General features: G+C 39.2%; 20 protein-coding genes. 17 read left to right on the forward strand and 3 right to left on the reverse strand.

What is annotated here, in order from left to right; translation table 11 throughout:
- Window positions 1-159 precede the first annotated feature (159 nt).
- From D3873_RS01275 to D3873_RS01295, 5 genes are all read left to right on the forward strand, one after another.
- Entirely contained in the window at window positions 160-735 is a 576-nt protein-coding gene (locus tag D3873_RS01275) for a 3D domain-containing protein (RefSeq protein ID WP_238473803.1), read from the forward strand.
- Between the two features lie 441 nt (window positions 736-1176).
- Window positions 1177-2031 carry a MurR/RpiR family transcriptional regulator gene (locus tag D3873_RS01280; protein ID WP_119882312.1) on the forward strand — a complete coding sequence of 285 codons (855 nt, stop codon included), beginning with the start codon at window positions 1177-1179 and terminating at the stop codon, window positions 2029-2031.
- A 27-nt stretch (window positions 2032-2058) separates the two neighbouring features.
- Complete coding sequence (locus D3873_RS01285; RefSeq protein ID WP_119882313.1) at window positions 2059-2874, forward strand: transporter substrate-binding domain-containing protein; 816 nt, start codon at window positions 2059-2061, stop codon at window positions 2872-2874.
- A 24-nt stretch (window positions 2875-2898) separates the two neighbouring features.
- A complete protein-coding gene (locus tag D3873_RS01290; protein ID WP_119882314.1) occupies window positions 2899-3561 on the forward strand; it encodes an amino acid ABC transporter permease in 663 nt (220 codons plus the stop codon).
- A 13-nt stretch (window positions 3562-3574) separates the two neighbouring features.
- Window positions 3575-4297: an amino acid ABC transporter ATP-binding protein gene (locus tag D3873_RS01295; protein WP_119882315.1), complete on the forward strand. Its 723-nt coding sequence runs from the start codon at window positions 3575-3577 to the stop codon at window positions 4295-4297.
- Window positions 4298-4340: 43 nt separating this feature from the next.
- On the opposite strand, the gene D3873_RS01300 is transcribed toward D3873_RS01295, so the two are convergent.
- Window positions 4341-5060: a DUF6904 family protein gene (locus D3873_RS01300; protein WP_119882316.1), complete on the reverse strand. Its 720-nt coding sequence runs from the start codon at window positions 5058-5060 to the stop codon at window positions 4341-4343.
- Between the two features lie 48 nt (window positions 5061-5108).
- Window positions 5109-5813 carry a 23S rRNA pseudouridine(2604) synthase RluF gene (gene rluF, locus D3873_RS01305; RefSeq protein WP_119882317.1) on the reverse strand — a complete coding sequence of 235 codons (705 nt, stop codon included), beginning with the start codon at window positions 5811-5813 and terminating at the stop codon, window positions 5109-5111.
- Between the two features lie 106 nt (window positions 5814-5919).
- Here rluF and D3873_RS13295 point away from each other — a divergent pair, with 106 nt between their 5' ends.
- The 8 genes from D3873_RS13295 to D3873_RS01340 all read left to right on the forward strand — a co-directional run bounded on the left by D3873_RS13295 (window position 5920) and on the right by D3873_RS01340 (window position 14014).
- Window positions 5920-6075, forward strand: a complete 156-nt coding sequence (locus tag D3873_RS13295; RefSeq protein WP_162920098.1) for a hypothetical protein — start codon at window positions 5920-5922, stop codon at window positions 6073-6075.
- Window positions 6076-6205: 130 nt separating this feature from the next.
- Window positions 6206-7639 (forward strand): aldehyde dehydrogenase family protein, encoded by a 1434-nt coding sequence (locus D3873_RS01310; RefSeq protein ID WP_119882318.1) that lies wholly within the window; start codon window positions 6206-6208, stop codon window positions 7637-7639.
- Between the two features lie 145 nt (window positions 7640-7784).
- Complete coding sequence (locus tag D3873_RS01315) at window positions 7785-8471, forward strand: C40 family peptidase (protein ID WP_162920099.1); 687 nt, start codon at window positions 7785-7787, stop codon at window positions 8469-8471.
- Window positions 8472-8564: 93 nt separating this feature from the next.
- Window positions 8565-9299, forward strand: coding sequence for a sulfite exporter TauE/SafE family protein (locus D3873_RS01320; protein ID WP_119882320.1), 735 nt, complete (start codon window positions 8565-8567; stop codon window positions 9297-9299).
- 64 nt (window positions 9300-9363) lie between these two features.
- Window positions 9364-10266 (forward strand): ABC transporter ATP-binding protein, encoded by a 903-nt coding sequence (locus D3873_RS01325; protein WP_119882321.1) that lies wholly within the window; start codon window positions 9364-9366, stop codon window positions 10264-10266.
- The gene (locus D3873_RS01330) at window positions 10250-11191 is read left to right on the forward strand and encodes an ABC transporter permease (RefSeq protein ID WP_238473805.1); all 942 of its coding nucleotides are present in this window, start codon (window positions 10250-10252) and stop codon (window positions 11189-11191) included. Before D3873_RS01325 ends, D3873_RS01330 begins: the two co-directional genes overlap by 17 nt.
- Before the next feature lie 201 nt (window positions 11192-11392).
- Complete coding sequence (locus D3873_RS01335; RefSeq protein ID WP_119882323.1) at window positions 11393-12700, forward strand: globin-coupled sensor protein; 1308 nt, start codon at window positions 11393-11395, stop codon at window positions 12698-12700.
- A gap of 354 nt (window positions 12701-13054) precedes the next feature.
- Window positions 13055-14014 carry a nuclease-related domain-containing protein gene (locus D3873_RS01340; protein ID WP_119882324.1) on the forward strand — a complete coding sequence of 320 codons (960 nt, stop codon included), beginning with the start codon at window positions 13055-13057 and terminating at the stop codon, window positions 14012-14014.
- 412 nt (window positions 14015-14426) lie between these two features.
- On the opposite strand, the gene D3873_RS01345 is transcribed toward D3873_RS01340, so the two are convergent.
- The gene (locus tag D3873_RS01345) at window positions 14427-14744 is read right to left on the reverse strand and encodes an MGMT family protein (RefSeq protein ID WP_119884444.1); all 318 of its coding nucleotides are present in this window, start codon (window positions 14742-14744) and stop codon (window positions 14427-14429) included.
- A 97-nt stretch (window positions 14745-14841) separates the two neighbouring features.
- Between D3873_RS01345 and D3873_RS01350 the strand changes: the two genes are divergently transcribed.
- From D3873_RS01350 to D3873_RS01365, 4 genes are all read left to right on the forward strand, one after another.
- Window positions 14842-15135, forward strand: coding sequence for a DUF6509 family protein (locus tag D3873_RS01350; RefSeq protein WP_119882325.1), 294 nt, complete (start codon window positions 14842-14844; stop codon window positions 15133-15135).
- 133 nt (window positions 15136-15268) lie between these two features.
- Complete coding sequence (locus tag D3873_RS01355; RefSeq protein ID WP_119882326.1) at window positions 15269-16387, forward strand: GGDEF domain-containing protein; 1119 nt, start codon at window positions 15269-15271, stop codon at window positions 16385-16387.
- A gap of 216 nt (window positions 16388-16603) precedes the next feature.
- On the forward strand, window positions 16604-18280 hold the full coding sequence (locus tag D3873_RS01360; RefSeq protein ID WP_119884445.1) for a glycoside hydrolase family 13 protein: 1677 nt from the start codon (window positions 16604-16606) through the stop codon (window positions 18278-18280).
- A 59-nt stretch (window positions 18281-18339) separates the two neighbouring features.
- Window positions 18340-19245 (forward strand): ROK family protein, encoded by a 906-nt coding sequence (locus D3873_RS01365; RefSeq protein ID WP_119882327.1) that lies wholly within the window; start codon window positions 18340-18342, stop codon window positions 19243-19245.
- Window positions 19246-19264 lie beyond the last annotated feature (19 nt).

A 19264-nucleotide genomic window follows, 5' to 3' on the forward strand; every position in this document is an offset into this window, starting at 1 on the left:
TCAAAATTTGTACTTACTCTATACCCAAAAAAGTGACATTGAAATATTTCTGTATACATTTGACCTTAATTTGTAATGAATATGGACATGTTTTGTTACGCAACTGTAATATTCGAATGATATTTTATGTATACATTTGCGAAATCAAAGGAGAACAACGTGAAGAAATTTTCTTTTCTATTAAGTTTTGTTTTAGTATTCTTGATTGCATTCGCCCCGGCCACAGAAGCTGCGACTTCTAGTTACACTGTAAAAAAAGGTGATACCCTTTATAAAATTGCTAAAATGCACAAGGTGTCAGTAGCAAACATCAAATCTTGGAACAAATTACGCTCTGATTTAATTAAACCAAACATGAAGTTAAAACTAGTAAAACCAAAAGCAAGTGCATCAAAATCGAAATCGAAAGCTAAATCTGTTTCCCGTAGTAATGACGATAATGTCGTAAAAGAGTTTTACGTAACTTCTACATCCTATACAGCGAATTGTCGAGGATGTTCTGGAATCACCTCGACAGGGATTAACTTGAAACGTAATCCTGACGCAAAAGTAATTGCAGTGGACCCACGAGTTATTAAACTTGGAACCAAGGTATACGTAGAAGGATACGGATATGCTATTGCGGGAGACACAGGCAGTGCAATTAAAGGAAATAAAATTGACGTTTTCTTTGACACACGTTCCGAAGCACTAAACTGGGGACGTCGCACAGTGAAAATTAAAATATTAGATTAATAGTATTATCGGCACATCGGACTTTCCGGTGTGCTTTTTCATTTTTGAAAAAATAACTTTCGCTAGCGAAGGCCCCTTAAAGCCACAGATGTACGTTTTGCGGACGCAAAACGATCCGATAGGAGAAAGACCTGTCAACGAGCGAAAAAACGTGCAGAAAACCGAAAAATCCTGTCAGCGAACGCGAAAAACATACAATGAACCATGTAATCCCTAATACAATGCACCTTCGGAACTTAAGCTGACGTTCCGAATATGTAGGTACAAATTACGCAACGTTTCCCCCTAATAACTCAACTGTCAATCTACTGATAATCTTCGCCATACCGCGCTTTCTCTCTAATTGTTACAAACATGTGACATATTACTTGCAGGATTTCCTGCAAACACGTTATAATGAAAAAGCAATTACCGTGCCGCAAGGGTAAATAGGGGTGTAAAATGAAGGATTTACTGCAGGAGTTGGAAAATTCAATGCACACTTTTTCAGCTGGTCAAAAACGTATTGCGAAGTTAATAGAAGAGAAACAAATGTTTGTGGCTTTTTCTTCTGCTTCGGAGATCGGAAGACAGGCAGAAGTGAGTGAGTCAACTGTGATTCGTTTTGCGCAGAAACTTGGATTTAAAGGGTTTGTTGAATTCCAAACGGCGCTACAACAAGTAATCACGGAAGCTCGAATTGAATCGAGGGAACAAGAGGAAGTCACGTCAACATCGATTGTGAGAAATTTGCTTGATGCAGATATTCTAAGTATCCAACAGTTGAAAAACACGCTATCGGAAGAACGACTTTTAGAAGCGGTGGATTATTTAGGGCAAGCCAGCAACATATATGTAACAAGCAATTTTTTCGATTACGGTTTAGCGCATTCATTTGCTCATTGGCTGAACATGGTGCAAGGAAGCACGGAACTCTTAATGCAGGGTGATGTACAATATTATCACCAACTGTCCAAGCTTACAGCAAACGATGTTGTCGTTGTATTTGCATTTCCTCGCTATACGAAAAATGTGATGGAAACTGTTGAGACAGCGAAAGAGCAAGGTGCAAAAATTATCGTGATTACGGATAATGCATTGTCACCGTTAAGCCCTCTGGCTGATTTGTCTTTTTTTGTACCGGTTCCTACCAACTTAAGCATCGATTCCTACACGGCTGTTCATGCTTTGACAGCCTCTATCATGCGTTTCTTGTACGTGAAAGAACATGATAAAGTTCGTGCCAACTTGGATCGAGTAAATTCGATGTATGCACGTAAATCCATTTTCATCCCTCCTCTAGAGAGCACGGAATAATATACGCATTCAAAGGAGAACGACGAAATGAAAAAGAAAGCAACGATTTTTGCTTCATTTGCAGCAACAGCATTATTACTTGCAGGGTGTGGATCTGACTCAGATAACGCTAGCGGAGACGATTCTGGTTTAAATCTACATGAAGAAGGTAAGTTAACATACGCATCAAGTGGATTGTACAAACCGTTCAGCTTTACAGACGGTGGAGATTTAACTGGTTTTGACGTAGAAGTTGGAGCTGCAATTGCAGAAGAAATGGGATTAGAACCTAACCCAATTACAACTCCATGGGAAACGATTACACAATCGCTTCTTGGGAATAAATTCGATGCAATCATTGGGTCAATGGCTATTACAGAAGAACGCTCCAAACGTGTAGCATTCTCTGATCCGTACTACTATTCTGGAGGAATGATTTTTGTTCCAGAAAACTCTGATATCGCATCTGCAGATGATTTAAAAGGAAAAACGATTGGAGTAGTCGCACAAAGTACGTATGACACGGCTGCACAAGAATATACAGATGACATTAAATACTACAATTCAGATGTTGTAGCATTAAAAGATTTAACAGTTGAAGGTCGTTTAGATGCTGTAATTACAGCAGACGTTGTTGGGTATGAGGCAATTTCTTCTGGAATGGCGATTAAAGAAGTGGGAGACCCATTATGGATTGAACAAGCGGCAGTAGCTGTTCGCCCAGATGACGAAGAGTTGTTAAATGAAATTAATGACGCATTAGCAGCAATTATCGAAGATGGCACGTATGAAGAGATTTCAAACAAGTGGTTCGATCGTGACTTGCTTGATGTGGACTTAGAAGGAATCGAAATCCTCAAGTAGGATCAGAAACGGAGAGGATATTAGATGGAATTTATTCAAACGATCATGGATGTCCTAGTACGAACTGCTCCTGGATTTTTAGAGGCAACGGTCTTAACGTTACAAATCACGGCCGTTGCCCTCATCTTGGGGACCATTTTAGGGCTTGTCTTCGCCTTAATGAAAATATCTCGCTCGAAAATATTGCAAACAATCGCGAATTTCTATATCACGATTATTCGTGGAACACCATTAATCGTACAAATCATGTTTTTATACTTTGGTATTACGGCCATTATTGTACTGGACGGATTCTGGGCAGGGGCAATTGCACTAGGTGTTCATAATGGTGCTTACATTGCAGAAATTTTCCGTGGGGCAATTCAAGGAATTGACAAAGGACAACGCGAAGCAAGTATGGCTCTTGGGATGACTCGTTTTCAAAGCATGAAACGAATTATTTTCCCGCAAGCGTTAAAACGTTCGATTCCGCCACTTGGCAACCAATTTATTATTACCCTCAAAGACTCATCATTAGTGTATATCATTAGTGTGCCTGAGTTATTTGGGATTGCGAATCGTGATGCAGCACAATCGTTTCAACCATTCGAAACTTATTTAGTTGTTGGTTTTTATTATCTTATTTTAGTATTAATCTTCACGCTCATTTTGAAATGGTATGAAAATCGTTTAAACGTAGATAAATAGGAGGTGAGAAGACATGTTAAAAGCGACAAATATTCATAAATCGTTTGGAGATTTAGAAGTATTAAAGGGAATTGACTTAGAAGTGGAGCCTTCTGAAGTGGTCGTTCTAGTTGGAGTCAGTGGTTCAGGTAAAAGTACTTTGCTCCGCTGCTTTAACTTTTTGGAGTATATGAATGAAGGATCCATTGAATTAGATGGGCATGTGATTGATCCAAATGCGGATAAATTATCCCAAATTCGTGCCGATGTCGGCATGGTATTCCAACATTTTAATTTATTCCCACATAAAACGGTGTTAGAAAATATCATCGAAGCGCCGATTATTGTGAAAAAGATGAAAAAAGAAGCTGCTATTGCGCAAGCGAAAGAATTGCTTGAAAAAGTTGGACTGGAAGATAAAGCGGATGTCTATCCGAATAAGCTTTCAGGTGGTCAAAAGCAACGTGTTGCGATTGCTCGAGCACTTGCAATGGAACCGAAAGTATTATTGTTTGACGAGCCAACGTCTGCACTAGACCCGGAACTTGTTGGGGAAGTGTTAAATGTTATGCAACAATTAGCGCAAGAAGGAATGACGATGGTTGTCGTCACGCATGAGATGAAATTTGCACGAGAAGTTGCTGATCGAGTAATCATGTTAGACGAAGGGAAAATTATTGAATCAACTGATTCGCATACATTCTTCCACCATCCGACACATGAACGGACGAAACAGTTTTTACAAATGGTCGATTAGAAAAGGCATTTCTCAGTCACAGCGACTGGGAGATGCCTTTTTTCTACCATTCTATTTCTTCTGGATATTCTTTCTTTAACGACATATCGCTGATGGAACTTTTGGTTGGATTGGCTGCTGCAATTACTTTTTCTTTTACTGAATCGTATTCCGGGTTAGGAACCGCAAATTTCAATGCTAGTTTACCGAGAATTTCCGTACGTTGTTCTTTCGTGAAATCGATAAATTGTAAATTCATCATGTCGACGTATTGAACGGCATAATCTTCGACAGAAGTAACGCCAGAACTAATCGTCGTCATAAACTGGATAAAGTCTTTCGGATCTGATACTTTTTCGAGTAATTCCCCTACTAGTGACTGGAATTTGCGAAGTGTGGTGACGTGAATATCTAACATCGCATACTTGTGCTTATGCGTATACAAGCGTATGAAGTCATTCAATGCCACTGTCGTGAATAATAATTCTGGCCAAAGAATTTCAAAAGAGAAATAAACATTTTTATCTGGACCGACAAATTCGTGAGCTACCATGGAATCTTTCGACAATCCATTGCCAATGAGCAACAAATTATTCTTTCCACGAGATGCAGCGTGAATATCATTTGCAACTTCCAAAAGTCGTTTCCTCGGGCCTTCCCAATCATAATATTTATTTTCATCGCCAAGGACTGTGTGAAATGCTTGAAACAATTCGTCCAAATCCCAGAAGTCACCCATAATAGTAGCTCCTGTCAAATTGGCCGTGTGTTGAATGGATAACATATGACTTTCTCCTCTACTCCTCTATTTTTCGAACAACTATGCACTCCATTATCGTTTCGGTTCGTAGTTCAATTTTTGGAATAAAATACGTAGTTCTTCCTCGTCCAAGTCTTTCCATTCTCCAATAGAAAGGTGATCGAGGGTAATATTCATGATACGAACGCGTTGAAGTCTTCTTATACCATACCCAAGTGCAGCACACATACGCCTAATTTGGCGATTTAATCCTTGCGTTAAGATAATCGAGAACTGATGAGAACTTAATTTCGTCACTTTACATGGCAATGTTACAGTATCCAAAATCTCAACACCACTTGCCATTTTGTTGATAAATGCTTGAGAAATTGGGCGATCTACCGTGACAATGTATTCTTTTTCATGGTCATTTTCTGCACGAAGTATTTCATTCACAATATCCCCATCATTGGTCAATAAAATGAGACCATCGGAATCTTTATCTAACCGGCCAATATGAAAAATACGTAATGGGTGGCCGACAAAATCGACTATATTTCCTTTTATATGGCGTTCCGTTGTACTCGTGATCCCAACTGGCTTGTTCAATTTAATGTACACATACGGATCTTCATGTTTCACGGGCTTTCCATCTACCATGACATCGTCAGTAGCTTCCACTTTCGTACCTAATTCTGCTTTCATTCCGTTTACAAATACTCGGCCATCTTCGATCCATTTATCCGCTCCGCGTCTGGAAACGATTCCTGCTTCGCTTAAAAATTTGTTTAATCTCACCGTTATCACCTGCTTTAAAAGTTATCTCTATTATAGAGGTACATCATTGTCTATTGAAAGAAATAGCGTGTAGACTAATAAAAAAGAGACTGAGGGAGTTGTTGTCATGAAAATAATCATTTCACTAATGTTACTTGCTGTCGTTGCATGGAGTTTCTTCCGTCCTTCTAAGCGTGGAAAAATGACCTTTACCAATTTGATAAATGAACCTCATGAAGAGAAGAAGGAAGTAAATGTGTCCAAAGAAGAGGAAGACAGATAGAAAGAGTAGGATTTTCAAATAGGAAGACTTATTTGAACCGAAAAGCATCTTGATTCAACACTCTTGAATGTGTTCAGTTGTGACTATTTCCCGGGAAATAAGGGAAAAGAAAGAGAATGGAGGTGGCAACATGAACGAATGGAAATTATGGATTAATGGAAAATGGATGGACACGCAAGAAACAATCGATTTGAAAGCGCCATATGATGGGAAGCTTATTGCACGCATTGCGAAAGGAACAGCGGACGATGTAACAAAAGCGATTGAAGGAGCGGACGACGCTTTTCATTCCTTTAAAAAGTGGACTGCTCACGAACGTGCTGAAATGTTGTATCAAGTTGTTGCAATCATGAAAAAAAGAAAGCAAGAGCTTGCGGAGATTATGGCCAAGGAAGCTGGAAAACCGATTAAAACATCGTTAGCAGAGATGGATCGGACTATTTCCACGTATTTGTTTGCCGCAGAGGAAGCGAAACAAATCCACGGAGAAACCATTCCGATGGATGCAGCGCCAGGTGGAAAAGACCGAATTGGGTGGACGAAAAAAGAGCCAATTGGCGTAGTGGCTGCAATTACGCCATTTAACTTTCCATTTAACTTAGTGGCACATAAATTAGGTCCTGCTTTCGCTGTCGGAAATACGGTTGTGTTAAAACCCGCGTCCCAAACACCTGTCAGTTCCTTAGTTTTAGCAGAAATATTCCAAGAAGCTGGTCTGCCAGCAGGTGCTTTACAAATTGTCACGGGTGGCGGTAAAGAGCTAAGTGATGCATTAGTGACACATCCGAAAGTGAAAAAAGTAACGTTCACCGGAAGTGTGGATGTGGGACTGCAGATTAAAGAGAAAGTCGGGCTGCGTAAAATTACGTTAGAACTTGGTTCGAACTCTGCACTGATCGTCGAACCTTCAACTCCAGTCGATCAAATCATCAAGAGAAGTGTAGAAGGTGCCTTTGGATTTGCCGGACAAGTATGTATTTCCTTGCAACGAATCTATGTGGCACGCAGTATATACGATGAATTTGTGAAGGCATTTGTACAGGAGACGGAAAATCTAGTGGTTGGAGATCCGTTAGACGAAAAAACAGATGTTAGCTCGATGATCCACCCAGAAGAAGTAACGAGAATTTCTGAATGGATTGAAGAAGCAAAAGAAAATGGCGCAACGGTTGTGACAGGAGGAGAAGTAACCGAGCGCAAGTTGCAGCCGACTGTTCTAACACATACGACTCCTACCATGAAGGTAGTATGCCAAGAAGTATTTGCACCCATCGTCTCCATCATGCCGTATGATTCACTTGATGAAGCTATATCACTTGTGAATGACTCCAAATACGGTTTAAATGTAGGAATTTATACGAATGTATTAACGGATGCATTACATGCAGCAGATGAGTTGCAAGCTGGTGCCATAATTATTAATGATATTCCGACATTCCGTATAGATAACATGCCGTATGGCGGTGTGAAAATGAGTGGATATGGCCGTGAAGGAGTAAAATTCGCGGTGGATGAAATGACAGAATTGAAATTCATCACGATGAAAACAACGTTTGAATCGTAGTAAGTAAAGTCACATATAGAGAGTGCGTTGAGTGAAAACTCATCGTGCTCTTTTTTCATTGTCATGATGCTTGTTAATCCATGGATCAAAGAGATACTTCACCACGCTCTAACAACCTTCATACATTATGGAAAAGGAGGATGGAATGGTTTATTGCCAAGTTCCAATCACTAATGTATGGACGCATCCATCAAAAGTAAGAAAAGTAGATGACCTCATGCTTCAAGAAAATCCAAATGTCATCGATTGGTTGGAGAAGCAAACGCTTCAACAACGAAAAGATTTAGCCGAACACTGTCGTATTCAAACACAACTTAACTATGGAGAAAAAGTTGAAATTGATCATATCGAAAAGGAATGGGCTTGTGTCTATTGTTTGGAACAACCGACATCCAAACAATCGAAGGGTTACCCTGGATGGGTTTTGCGCAAACATCTAACGTCGGAAAAACTCGAATCCGATCAATTACCGCCAAATCTTCATCTATCCGATTTTTTAGGGAAGCCCTATTGCTGGGGTGGGCTGTCGAAAGATGCCATTGATTGCTCTGGCCTTGTCTATATACTTGCAAAAAGTACTGGGAACTTGATTCCCCGAGATGCGAAAGATCAAGTAGAATGTGGGTTTTACGTTTCCAAAGTGGTAGTAGGTGATTGTTTATTTTTTGGGGAGAAGCGTGCTCAACATGTAGGGATTGCGATTTCTTCAAAGGAGATGATCCATGCTCCATGTACAGGGAAAACGGTCGAAAAGATTTCTATTGCTGACTACAAGACGTATCCACTGCTTTCCATACGACGCGGAATAATATCACCTAAAGTAGTCGTATAATCTATAAGTTTTTCTTATCTCTCTTCTTTCATTTATCGTCATTTTCTTATGACTTAAGACGATTTATACTGAAAGGAGAAAGAAGGGATTCGGATGGAGTATATCACGTTGTTTGTCACAGGGATCGTTGCTACAACTATTGGAACATTAGCTGGAGGAGGGGGATTGATTAGTCTACCTATTATGATGTTGCTTGGGATGCCCATTCATTCCGCCATTGGAGCCAACAAAGTGTCCAATAGTGTTAGTTCGACGACTAGTTTTTTAACGCTTTTGCGGAAAAAGCAGATTACCTTGAAACAGGCTTGGTGGATCGCTCCGATCAGTTTAACAGGTGGAGTAATGGGGGGATTACTCGCCAATTCATTTACCTCAGAACAACTATCTATTATTGCAATTGGCTTGTTGTTATTCGCATTCGCAACTTCCTTTCTTGGAAGAAATAATTTTGATGGAACAGAAATTCTTACGCGCACAAAGAAAAGTATGGCAGGATTACTAGGCATCGGGATATATGACGGCTTTTTCGGTCCTGGTCAAGGAACGCTTATGTTATTCCTGTTTAACCATCTTCGAATTGGCTACGTACGATCCGTTGCACTTGTGCGCTTTGCTACTATGAGTAGCTGTATAGGTGCAGCAATCAGCTATATCTTTTCTGGAAACATTTTGTGGGCTTTAACATTGTGTTTAATGGCAGGATCGATTACAGGGGCACAGCTTGGAGTTCGAATTGCGGAAAATCTTAATCCAAAACATGTGAAACCTATTTTGCGAGTGGTAACAGCTCTTTTAATTGTTCAAATCGCTTGGGGACAAATTTCCTAATCCGTGAATCTTTTCCTGTTTGAGAACGTACTAGTACTTGTAATCATTTATAAGGAGGTGCGTCATGGAACCAATTGTTGAATTACGTAATCTGTCGAAAACAATCGGCTCGAAAAAGATCATCAAAAATTTGAATCTATCGCTATATCCTGGCCAAATTACAGGCTTCCTAGGTCCAAATGGAGCAGGGAAGACGACGACCATTCGAATGATGGCAGGTCTCATGAAGCCAACTAGCGGGGAAGTATGGATTGAAGGTCAATCGAACCAAACCCATTTTGAAGAAACGATGCAAAAAATGGGGGTCATCGTAGAAAATCCCGAAATGTATAAATTCATGTCTGGATGGAAAAATCTCGTTCATTTCGCACGCATGCACAAAGGCGTGGATGAGAATCGAATTCGAGAAGTCGTAGCCCAAGTTGGGATGGAAAAACGAATTCATGAAAAAGTTTCGACCTACTCACTTGGAATGCGTCAACGTTTAGGATTAGCGCAAGCTCTATTACACCGTCCTAAATTTCTTATTCTAGATGAACCTACAAACGGGTTAGACCCCGCTGGAATTCGTGAATTTCGTACATACCTTCGACAAATTGCAGAGCAAGACGGCGTTTCCGTTTTCGTTTCAAGTCATTTGTTATCCGAAATTGAATTGATGTGCGACCGCATCGCCGTGATACAAAATGGCGAATTGATCGATATCCGAGAAATGCATCAAACAACAGAATCGTTCTACTATTTACAAGCAGAACCGAGCGATGCTTTGACAGCTGTTTTGGGGAATAAAGTGCAGGACGTGACAGCGCATAATAAGGGCTATGTTCTTGCTATTACCGAAGCAGAAGTCCCATCCCTCATTTCGGAGCTTGTTGCGAATGGTGTCGCGATCTACCAAATCGCACCATTTAAAAAGACATTAGAAGATCAATTCTTAGAAATGACGGGAGGTGGCCAAATTGTTTAATCTTATCAAAAATGAATGGATGAAACTTTGGCACAAGAAATCCTCTTGGATAATGGTGGCATTACTCGTTGTTTTACTGTTAGGAGTCACTGGCATTATGCAGTTTGTCTCTGGACAAATGGATCAAGGTTCTTCGCAACCTTCTTTACAACAAGAGAAAGCATCCATTGAACAGCAACTTTCTGCAAAAGTGGATCCTATCACAGAAAAAGTATTAAAAGAAGATTTAGCGAAGATTGACTATCAGTTAGAGAACGATGTAGAAACAATTGATCCACAAAGTGGAGAGCAATACTTAATTGATTCATACGGGCTATTGTCGATTGTCGTATTAATGACGGTCATTGCTGCGGCAGGAATAGTAGCATCGGAATTCTCCACTGGTACCATCAAAATGCTTCTTTCTCGCCCTGTCAAACGATGGAAAATTCTTGCGAGTAAATACGTCACATCCCTTTTATTTGGGTTGTTTTTAGCACTTGTTGCGATGCTCACGACTTATTTAGCGAGTATTCTATTTTATGACGCATCCAATGGTGTACTGCTAGATGTGAAAGATGGAAAAGTTGTTGAAATTAGCGTGATGGCCAAAGTACTCAAGCTTTATGGACTGCAGTTCATTACGGTGATAGTGTATGCAACATTAGCCTTCATGATTGGAAGTGTCTTCCGTTCTAGTTCGCTTGCGATAGGATTGTCGATTTTCTTACTCTTTGTAGGACCAAATGTCGTATTCTTCTTACGTGACTATGAAATCACAAAATACTTCTTCTTCACTCACTCAGATTTAGCGATGTATGAAACACCATTCCAAGTAGTACCGGACATTACGATCGGATTTTCTTTAGCGGTTTTATTCGTCTACATGGTACTCTTTTTACTCGTCAGCTTCTGGTCGTTTGTCCAGAGAGACGTAAAAGCATAATGAAGACGCTCGAAGAAATGGCTATTTCTTCGAGTGTTTTTTTCTCGGAATAAAAGAAAGAAGGAGTATTGTCCTGGGAATTTCCTGGGTCTAGGGAAAATAAACGTATTATTTGTCAAAATATAGACTAAATCATCATACGAAAGTCGGGTATTTGATGGTAAGATAATGAAAAAGAAGCGATAAAAAGGGGAAAAAACAATGGTCACTTTATTCCGAAGCAAACAACCTACTAAAAATGCCGTCGTCTTGCAACCAGAGAAATTTTTGGATCAAGTAGAGTTAAATGTCGACAATCATCCAGAAATTGCAAAACAAATTGCGATGATTCATTTAACAAAAGAAGATTTAGCGATTATTCGGCAATTACATGAATTCGTTATCCCACATTTAGATGAAATGACAACAGACTTCTATGACGCAGTGGAACTTGGTTCGGGATTGATGCAAATTATCGAAAAAAATAGCAGTGTCGAACGATTAAAAGTAACACTTCGTCGTCATATAGAAGAAATGTTCCATGGCACGGTGAATGAAGCATACATAAAACAACGAATTACCATTGCTCATGTGCATGTTCGAATTGGATTAGGAACTAAATGGTACATGGGTTCATTCCAAGCATTTGTATCAGCTTTAACCGACATTATCATGAACTTAGAAATGAAGAAGGAAGATCATGCAAAGTCAATTAAAGCTGTGACGAAAATCTTAAATCTGGAGCAACAATTAGTGATTGAAGCGTATGATGCCCAACACGATCGAATTCGAGAAAAAGCGGCAGATGAAAAATCCAAGTTAATCCATTCAGTTCGAGTGACTGCAGAAGATTTAGCTGCGATTAGTGAACAAACGAGTGCGTCCATTCAACAACTATCTTCCGAATCGGACGAAATCGCAAACTTCACCCAACAAGGCTTGAATTTAGTCACCTCTACAGACGAAAAATCACAAACTGGAAAAGTGTTACTAGACCAACAAAGTGGACAAATGAATTCCATCTTAGAGAGCGTCGAAGTGCTTGAAACAACCATGAACCGATTACGTGATTCTTCCCAAAAAATCAGTGAGATCGTGGGCTTAGTAACATCTATCGCAGATCAAACCAACTTGCTTGCGTTAAATGCTTCCATTGAAGCAGCGCGGGCAGGAGAACACGGTAGAGGATTTGCTGTCGTTGCAGACGAAGTAAGAAAATTAGCGGAAGAAACAAAATCAGCCGTACAAAACGTTTCCGAGTTAATTGCTGAAACCGAAAGCAGCATCTCCAACATGGAGAATTCTGTCACACACGTGGACCAAAAAATCAATGACTCCGTTTCCACTCAAGCGGACTTGTCATCTAGCTTCTACTCCATTGTCGATGCAATGACAGGGATTAAAGATCAAAGCGAGCGCACGACAAACCAAATCGCTACAATGGCAAATGTCTTAGAAGAACTAACAGCCGCAACGTCTCAAGTAGCTTCTTCTTCGGACAACTTAATGACATCCATTCAAGATATATAATTACCTTCCCCTTGCGATTCACTCGCTGGGGGTTTTTGTTTTAGTACGATATTCGTCGTTTTGGAGGTCGCAAACACGCTTCGTGGTTGGAAGAAAATGGCTCATTGCATGTTTTTTGCGTTTATTAACAGGAGATTTCCGTTTTTTGCATGTTTTGAGGCAAAACTTGCATGTTTTACAGAGAAAGTTGCACGATTTTCACGCTCACTGACAGGACTTTAACCGAAGTAGAAGGCACTGATCAAGGACATTGCATGAAAAAAATAGAAATAGATTAGTAACTTCCAAAATTCTGGTAGTATATTTATTCATAAATATGGTATCTTAAGTTAATTTCATGAAAGGAGTAAAGACTTGATATTAAAATATTTAAGTGAAAAATCTACAGAGATTTCTGCGCTCGAAAGTGCATTAGAGAGATTGAATCCCCATCATTCTTCTTATGCCTATCTGGAACAAACCCTTTATCGGAAAAAATCTGGTATCGCTGGTGAACTCCAACTTCAAAAACTCCTCAACACTAAAACCTTACTTTACGATAATTTCATTCTGTTTGATTTGCATCTTTTCTCTTCTGGCCTATTCCAAATTGATTGTTTACTAGTTACACGATCCTTTGTTTTGGTTTTAGAAATGAAGAATATTGCTGGAAGTATAGTGATCCATCCTACCTCTCATAATCTTGAGCGGACTAGATCAGATGGACAAGTAAATTATATGCGCAATCCATTTTATCAATTGAGAGAAACGATGGACTTGTTAGAAGACTTTTTCCTAATGAATGGTATTAATTTGCCTGTGAAAGGAGTCCTTGTCTTTCGTGATGCAAATTCTGCACTTAATGTAAAAGAAAATTCTTTACCATCCGTTACATTGCCTGATTTACATGGCTTTCTTAGAAGAACAAAAAGTAATGAAAATCTATTAACTCCAGAAGCCTTTATTAATGTTATAGACAGTCTACTAACAAAGCATTTTTGCTATATACCAAAACCAATCTCAGAGAGATTTGATATTCCAAAAAAAGATTTCACCATCGGAGTGAAATGCCCAAACTGTCTAAAATTTGGAATGAAACGTCTACATGGAACATGGATGTGTGTTGACTGTAAAAATTTTCATCGGACTGCTCATATATCTGCTTTGCTCGATTATCAATTTTTATTTAGCAAAACTATAAGTAGGATCGAAATGGAAAAGTTTCTACAATGTGGTACGAGTACTGCTAGAACAATTGTGAAAAACGAAAAAATCCATTATGAAGTACAAAAAAACAAGAAAATTTATCAACTTAATAGTCCTTACCATCTTTAAGATAAAATTTCTGGTGCGATAATGAAAAAAGTGCGTTTTCCTCTGTGAAAACGTTCTTTATATTTGGAAGAAAATGGCTCATTGCATGTTTTTTGCGTTTATTAACAGGAGATTTCCATTTTTTGCACGTTTTGAGTTGAAACTTGCATGTTTTGCAAAGAAAGTTGCACGATTTTCATGCTCACTGACAGGACTTTAACCAAAGTAGACCGTTTTGCATCCGCAAAACGCCCTTATCCACACTATTTAATCGTTTTCGCGTGCGAAAACGATCCATTCAACAAAAAAGAAGTTTTTCGCATTCGCGAAAAACCTCTGATTTAATGTTTTCGAAATAGGATGGCTCCTAGTATAGTGCCGATAATAAATAGTGCAAGTACCCCAACAATTGCTCCGATCATAACTAACATACTCATTTGTTTTCCTCCTTTTCACGTTGGAATTTCGAGAGATTTACTCGTCCATCTGGTAAAAATTCAACGTTCTCTTTCTCTAATAGCCGACGCTGAACCGTTGCATCTTCCAGTGATTTTATCGCTATTTCTCCGCGAGAATTTACTATTCTGTGCCAAGGAAGATTGTGTTTTTCGCTTAAAGTATGAAGGATTCTTACTACTTGTCTAGCAGCTCGTGGACTTCCCGCCATTTTGGCAATTTGTCCGTAAGTTGTTACATAACCAGGTGGTATCTCCTTTAAAATTTTCACTACGGTCTCAGTAAAGGGTTGGATAAAAATCACTCCTTTCTAGCATTGTATCGAAACTTTTTCGGGTATACTAGAATTAATCAGTCATTATATGACAGTAATTTAACTTTTGAGGTGTTTAATGATGGAAATTACTCAGTACTCCGTGGAAGAAATTCACGATCCTACAGGGATTATTGAAGGGAAACGCTACGAGTTTTTATTAGATATTGAAGTGGATGAAGAAGATGAGCTTTTCCAAGAAAACGGAGTGGAACTTCGCGCAATCATTGGAGAAAAAGATGGCGTATATCACTTAGTTCAACACTTTTTGTTAGATCGAGTTACGACGAAAATACTCGATTTTGAGTTAGAGGATGAAGAAGTGGAAATGGTTGTAGCTTTTTGCAAAGAAGTTCTGCTTCAAGAGAGTTAATCCAATCACAATAGGTTCTGTGGTCTATCCCTATTGTAGCTTTGTAGTAACAAATGCTAACAACAGAAAAAAGAATACGTTCACAACGATAACCAAAATTTTGTGGTGATCAAAATGAGAGTAGGTGGACATTATGCAGGGATATGATTATTTCTTCCAAGATTTATTCGTTTTCAATGCGTCGTTTGTTGGACTTACACTAATCGCATCTTATCTAACGAAAAAATATGGAATGGTACATTGGATTACCATTGTCTCATTGCTGCTACTCTATTCCATGCTATTTTCTCACTTCTTGTTCAACCCATATTTTGGTATCGTTTTTTTCAATATTCCTTTCATAATGGCTCCAATTATTATTGTGAAAATCTATTATGATCGACGTATTATGTATATGTTTATCGCGTTTGTGTTCACGGTAACGCAAATCAGTTATTTTGTGCTAAGCGATTTTCGGCTGAATACATTTTTGGTAGTAGCGTATTTAGGAATCTCCCTGTTGGTCATCCTTTTGCCATCAACAAAACAGAGATGGTTGGATGCATGTATCTTGTATGCAGCATCATTTGGAATAACAGTGCTATGCGTAGCTTTATCTAATGTTTTTGAAATTAGACTTTTGACAGTTGAAATGATTATTTGGTTCCTAAACTTTTTCACCTTATTATGGATATCCCATTATATAGTTCCAGAACTGCTTCGCTATGTAGAGAATACCTTTACGGAAGCAGAACTAGAACGAGATTCTTTAACTGGTGCATATAATCGGTATAGTTTAAAAAAGCATTTAGAAGCGATAACGATTCAACATTTAAACCATGCGAAATTTCCTTTTTCGATCCTTTTTTTAGATATTAATTTGTTTAAGCAAATTAATGATGATTATGGACATCTTGTAGGAGACATATATTTAAAAACATTTGTAGAGAAGATTCAAGGCAATATTCGGCAAGAAGATCAGCTATTTCGATATGGTGGAGACGAGTTCATTATTTTCACCAAGCTGACTGATGATGAACTCAACCATCTATTGATGAGATTAGAAAAAGAAGTACAGGGACAGACCTTTTCTACTGATAATCACATCTTGACTCTCCATTATTCTATTGGTGTAGCAAGTTATCCAAAAGATGGATCATTGGTGCAAGAAATCGTGAAAATTGCAGATCAACGAATGTACAAAAACAAGCGAAAAAATCGTGGATTGTCATATCATGAAAAACAAAACGTAAGTGAGACTTCGAACGATTGAGTTCGAAGTCTTTCTTATGACCGTTATTTCTCTACAAACATCATACAGCTCTTAAGACAATGCTTGAAATGAAGACTTCTATTGTTGCGAAGTCCTCATTAAAATCACCGTCACAAGAAGAAAGAAAAGCTCTATTCAACAATTCGGCACTTTATAATCTGTAAAAAGGTGATAGGATGAATGATTGTAAATAGATTTTAGAGAGCGGGTGTCGTGTTGGAATCGAATTGGTGGAAAAAGAGTGTTGTGTATCAAATCTATCCACGTAGTTTTAATGACTCAAATGGGGATGGAATAGGCGATTTGCCAGGTATTATAGAGAAGTTAGATTATTTGCAGAAGTTAGGGATAGATGTCCTTTGGTTAAGTCCTATTTTCGATTCACCCAATGATGACAATGGCTATGATATTCGCAACTACGAAACGATTATGGATGAATTTGGGACGATGGAAGATGTGGAATTGCTCATTTCGGAAGCGAAAAAAAGAGGAATTCATCTTGTCATGGATTTAGTTGTAAACCATACTTCGGATGAGCATGAATGGTTTGCGGAGGCTAAAAAGTCGAAGGACAATGCGTATCGAGATTATTACATATGGCGAGAAGGAGAAGGAAGTAACCCTCCAAATAACTGGGGATCCTTTTTTAGTGGTTCGGCATGGGAATGGAATGAGCCTACCCAAGATTATTATTTGCATTTGTTTTCCAAGAAGCAACCTGATTTGAACTGGGAATCAGATTCTCTTCGTAAAGCTGTCTATGAAATGATGCATTTTTGGTTAAATAAAGGTGTAGCAGGCTTCCGGATGGATGTAATCAACTTAATTTCTAAACACCCTGCCTTACCAAATGGCCCGGTACATCCAGGGCAGTTGTTCGGAGACGGATCTCCTTATTACATGAATGGTCCGAAAATTCACGATTATATGCAAGAAATGCACCAAGAAGTACTTTCTCGTGGAGATATATTGACGGTCGGAGAATGTCCAGGTGCGACGACAGAAGACGCGGCACTATTTTCTGATCCAAATCGCAATGAATTATCCATGATATTTACGTTTGAGCATATGAGTTTAGACAGTGGTCCTTATGAAAAGTGGGATTTGCGCGCTCTTCATTTACCGAAGTTGAAAAAGAATTTCCGAAAATGGCAAACCGAGCTACATGGCAAAGGGTGGAACAGTTTGTACTGGAACAACCATGATCAACCACGAATTGTTTCACGGTTTGGAAATGATACAGACTACCGAGTAGAGTCCGCGAAAATGTTGGCGACGTGTTTACATTTCATGCAAGGTACTCCCTACATTTACCAAGGAGAAGAAATTGGTATGACGAATGTGGTGTTTGAATCCATTGAAGACTATCAAGATTTAGAAACACGTCGAATGTATGATGAGAAAATGGCAAACGGGGCAGTGCATGAAGATGTCATGCAATCGATTTACGTGAAAGGTCGTGACAATGCACGGACGCCAATGCAATGGGATGATACAGCCGAGGCTGGATTTACGACAGGAACACCTTGGTTAAAAGTGAATCCAAATTATAAAACAATCAATGTACAGGAAGCCCTTGCTTCACCGAATTCTATTTTTGCTTATTATCAAAGCCTTATTCAATTACGTAAAGAATTGGACATCTTAACAGAAGGATCTTTTGTACTCTTACTACCAGATGACGAAGAAATTTTCGCTTATCAACGTCACTGGCAGGAAGAAATGTTGACAGTGTATTGTAATTTTAGTGCGTCTACACGAGACATTTCTTGTGTGCACGAAAACGAATCAGATGTTGTCATAAAAAATTACGAAACTCTTGAATGGCATGATAATACGCTAACTTTACGACCTTTTGAGGCGGTCATCTTTAAATTCAATAAGAATGCATGACTAGACGTATGAGAAAAATAAGCTATGATAGAAAGCATAAATACGGTGGAGGTGTACGTGTGAAAAAAGTTCTTGGAGTGGATATCGGGGGAACGAAAATTCGCATGGGTATCGTGGATGCAGATGGTACCGTTCATGTGGATGAAACAATCCCGACGATAACTCCGTTGTATCCTTATTTAGAAGAACAAGTTCTTTCTATGATGGCAAGATATCCGGAAATTTCTGCTATAGGGATTGGTACTCGCGGTATGGTAGACGCGGAAAACGGCATTATCACATTTGAAACTGCCACTCTACCTGGTTGGCAAGGCACTCATGTAAAGTCTCAGTTAGAAAAAGCAACGGGACTTCGTGTGGAAGTAAACAATGATGCGAACTGTGCTGCGCTTGCAGAAGCTACGATTGGTGCTGCAAAAGGGATTCGTCGAGTCGTGTGCTTAACAGTAGGCACTGGATTAGGCGGCGGATTTGTTTTTGACAACATCGTGATGAATGGTGCACATGGTGGAGCAGGTGAAGTTGGACATATGACGCTTTATCCGAGAGGATATGCTTGTACGTGTGGTAGACTCGGGTGCAATGAACAATATGTATCGGGCACTGCCTTGAATCGAATGATTGCAGAGAAAAACCTTCTAGATTCAAATGGGATTTTGATGAAGTCACATGATTTATTCGACTCTGCAAAAGCGGGAGATGAAGTGGCGAAGTCTATTATTTCAACGTTTGTAAGTGATTTTGCTTCGGTCATCAGTACGATACAGGCGGCATTAGATATGGACGTAGTAGTGATCGGTGGAGGAGTTGCGGATTCATCGGAATATTGGTGGAATGATCTGCTCGAGGCGCTACAACCATTATTGTTAAAACCACTTGAACTGAAAAAAGCCGTTTTTGGCAATGAAGCAGGCATGCTCGGGGCTGCGATGTTAGTACAAGAAAACGTGACAGTAAAAGCTTAAAGGGAAAAGGAAGTGAGTC

The organism is Paenisporosarcina cavernae (assembly GCF_003595195.1).
In the GTDB taxonomy this organism is placed as follows: Bacteria; Bacillota; Bacilli; order Bacillales_A; family Planococcaceae; genus Paenisporosarcina; species Paenisporosarcina cavernae.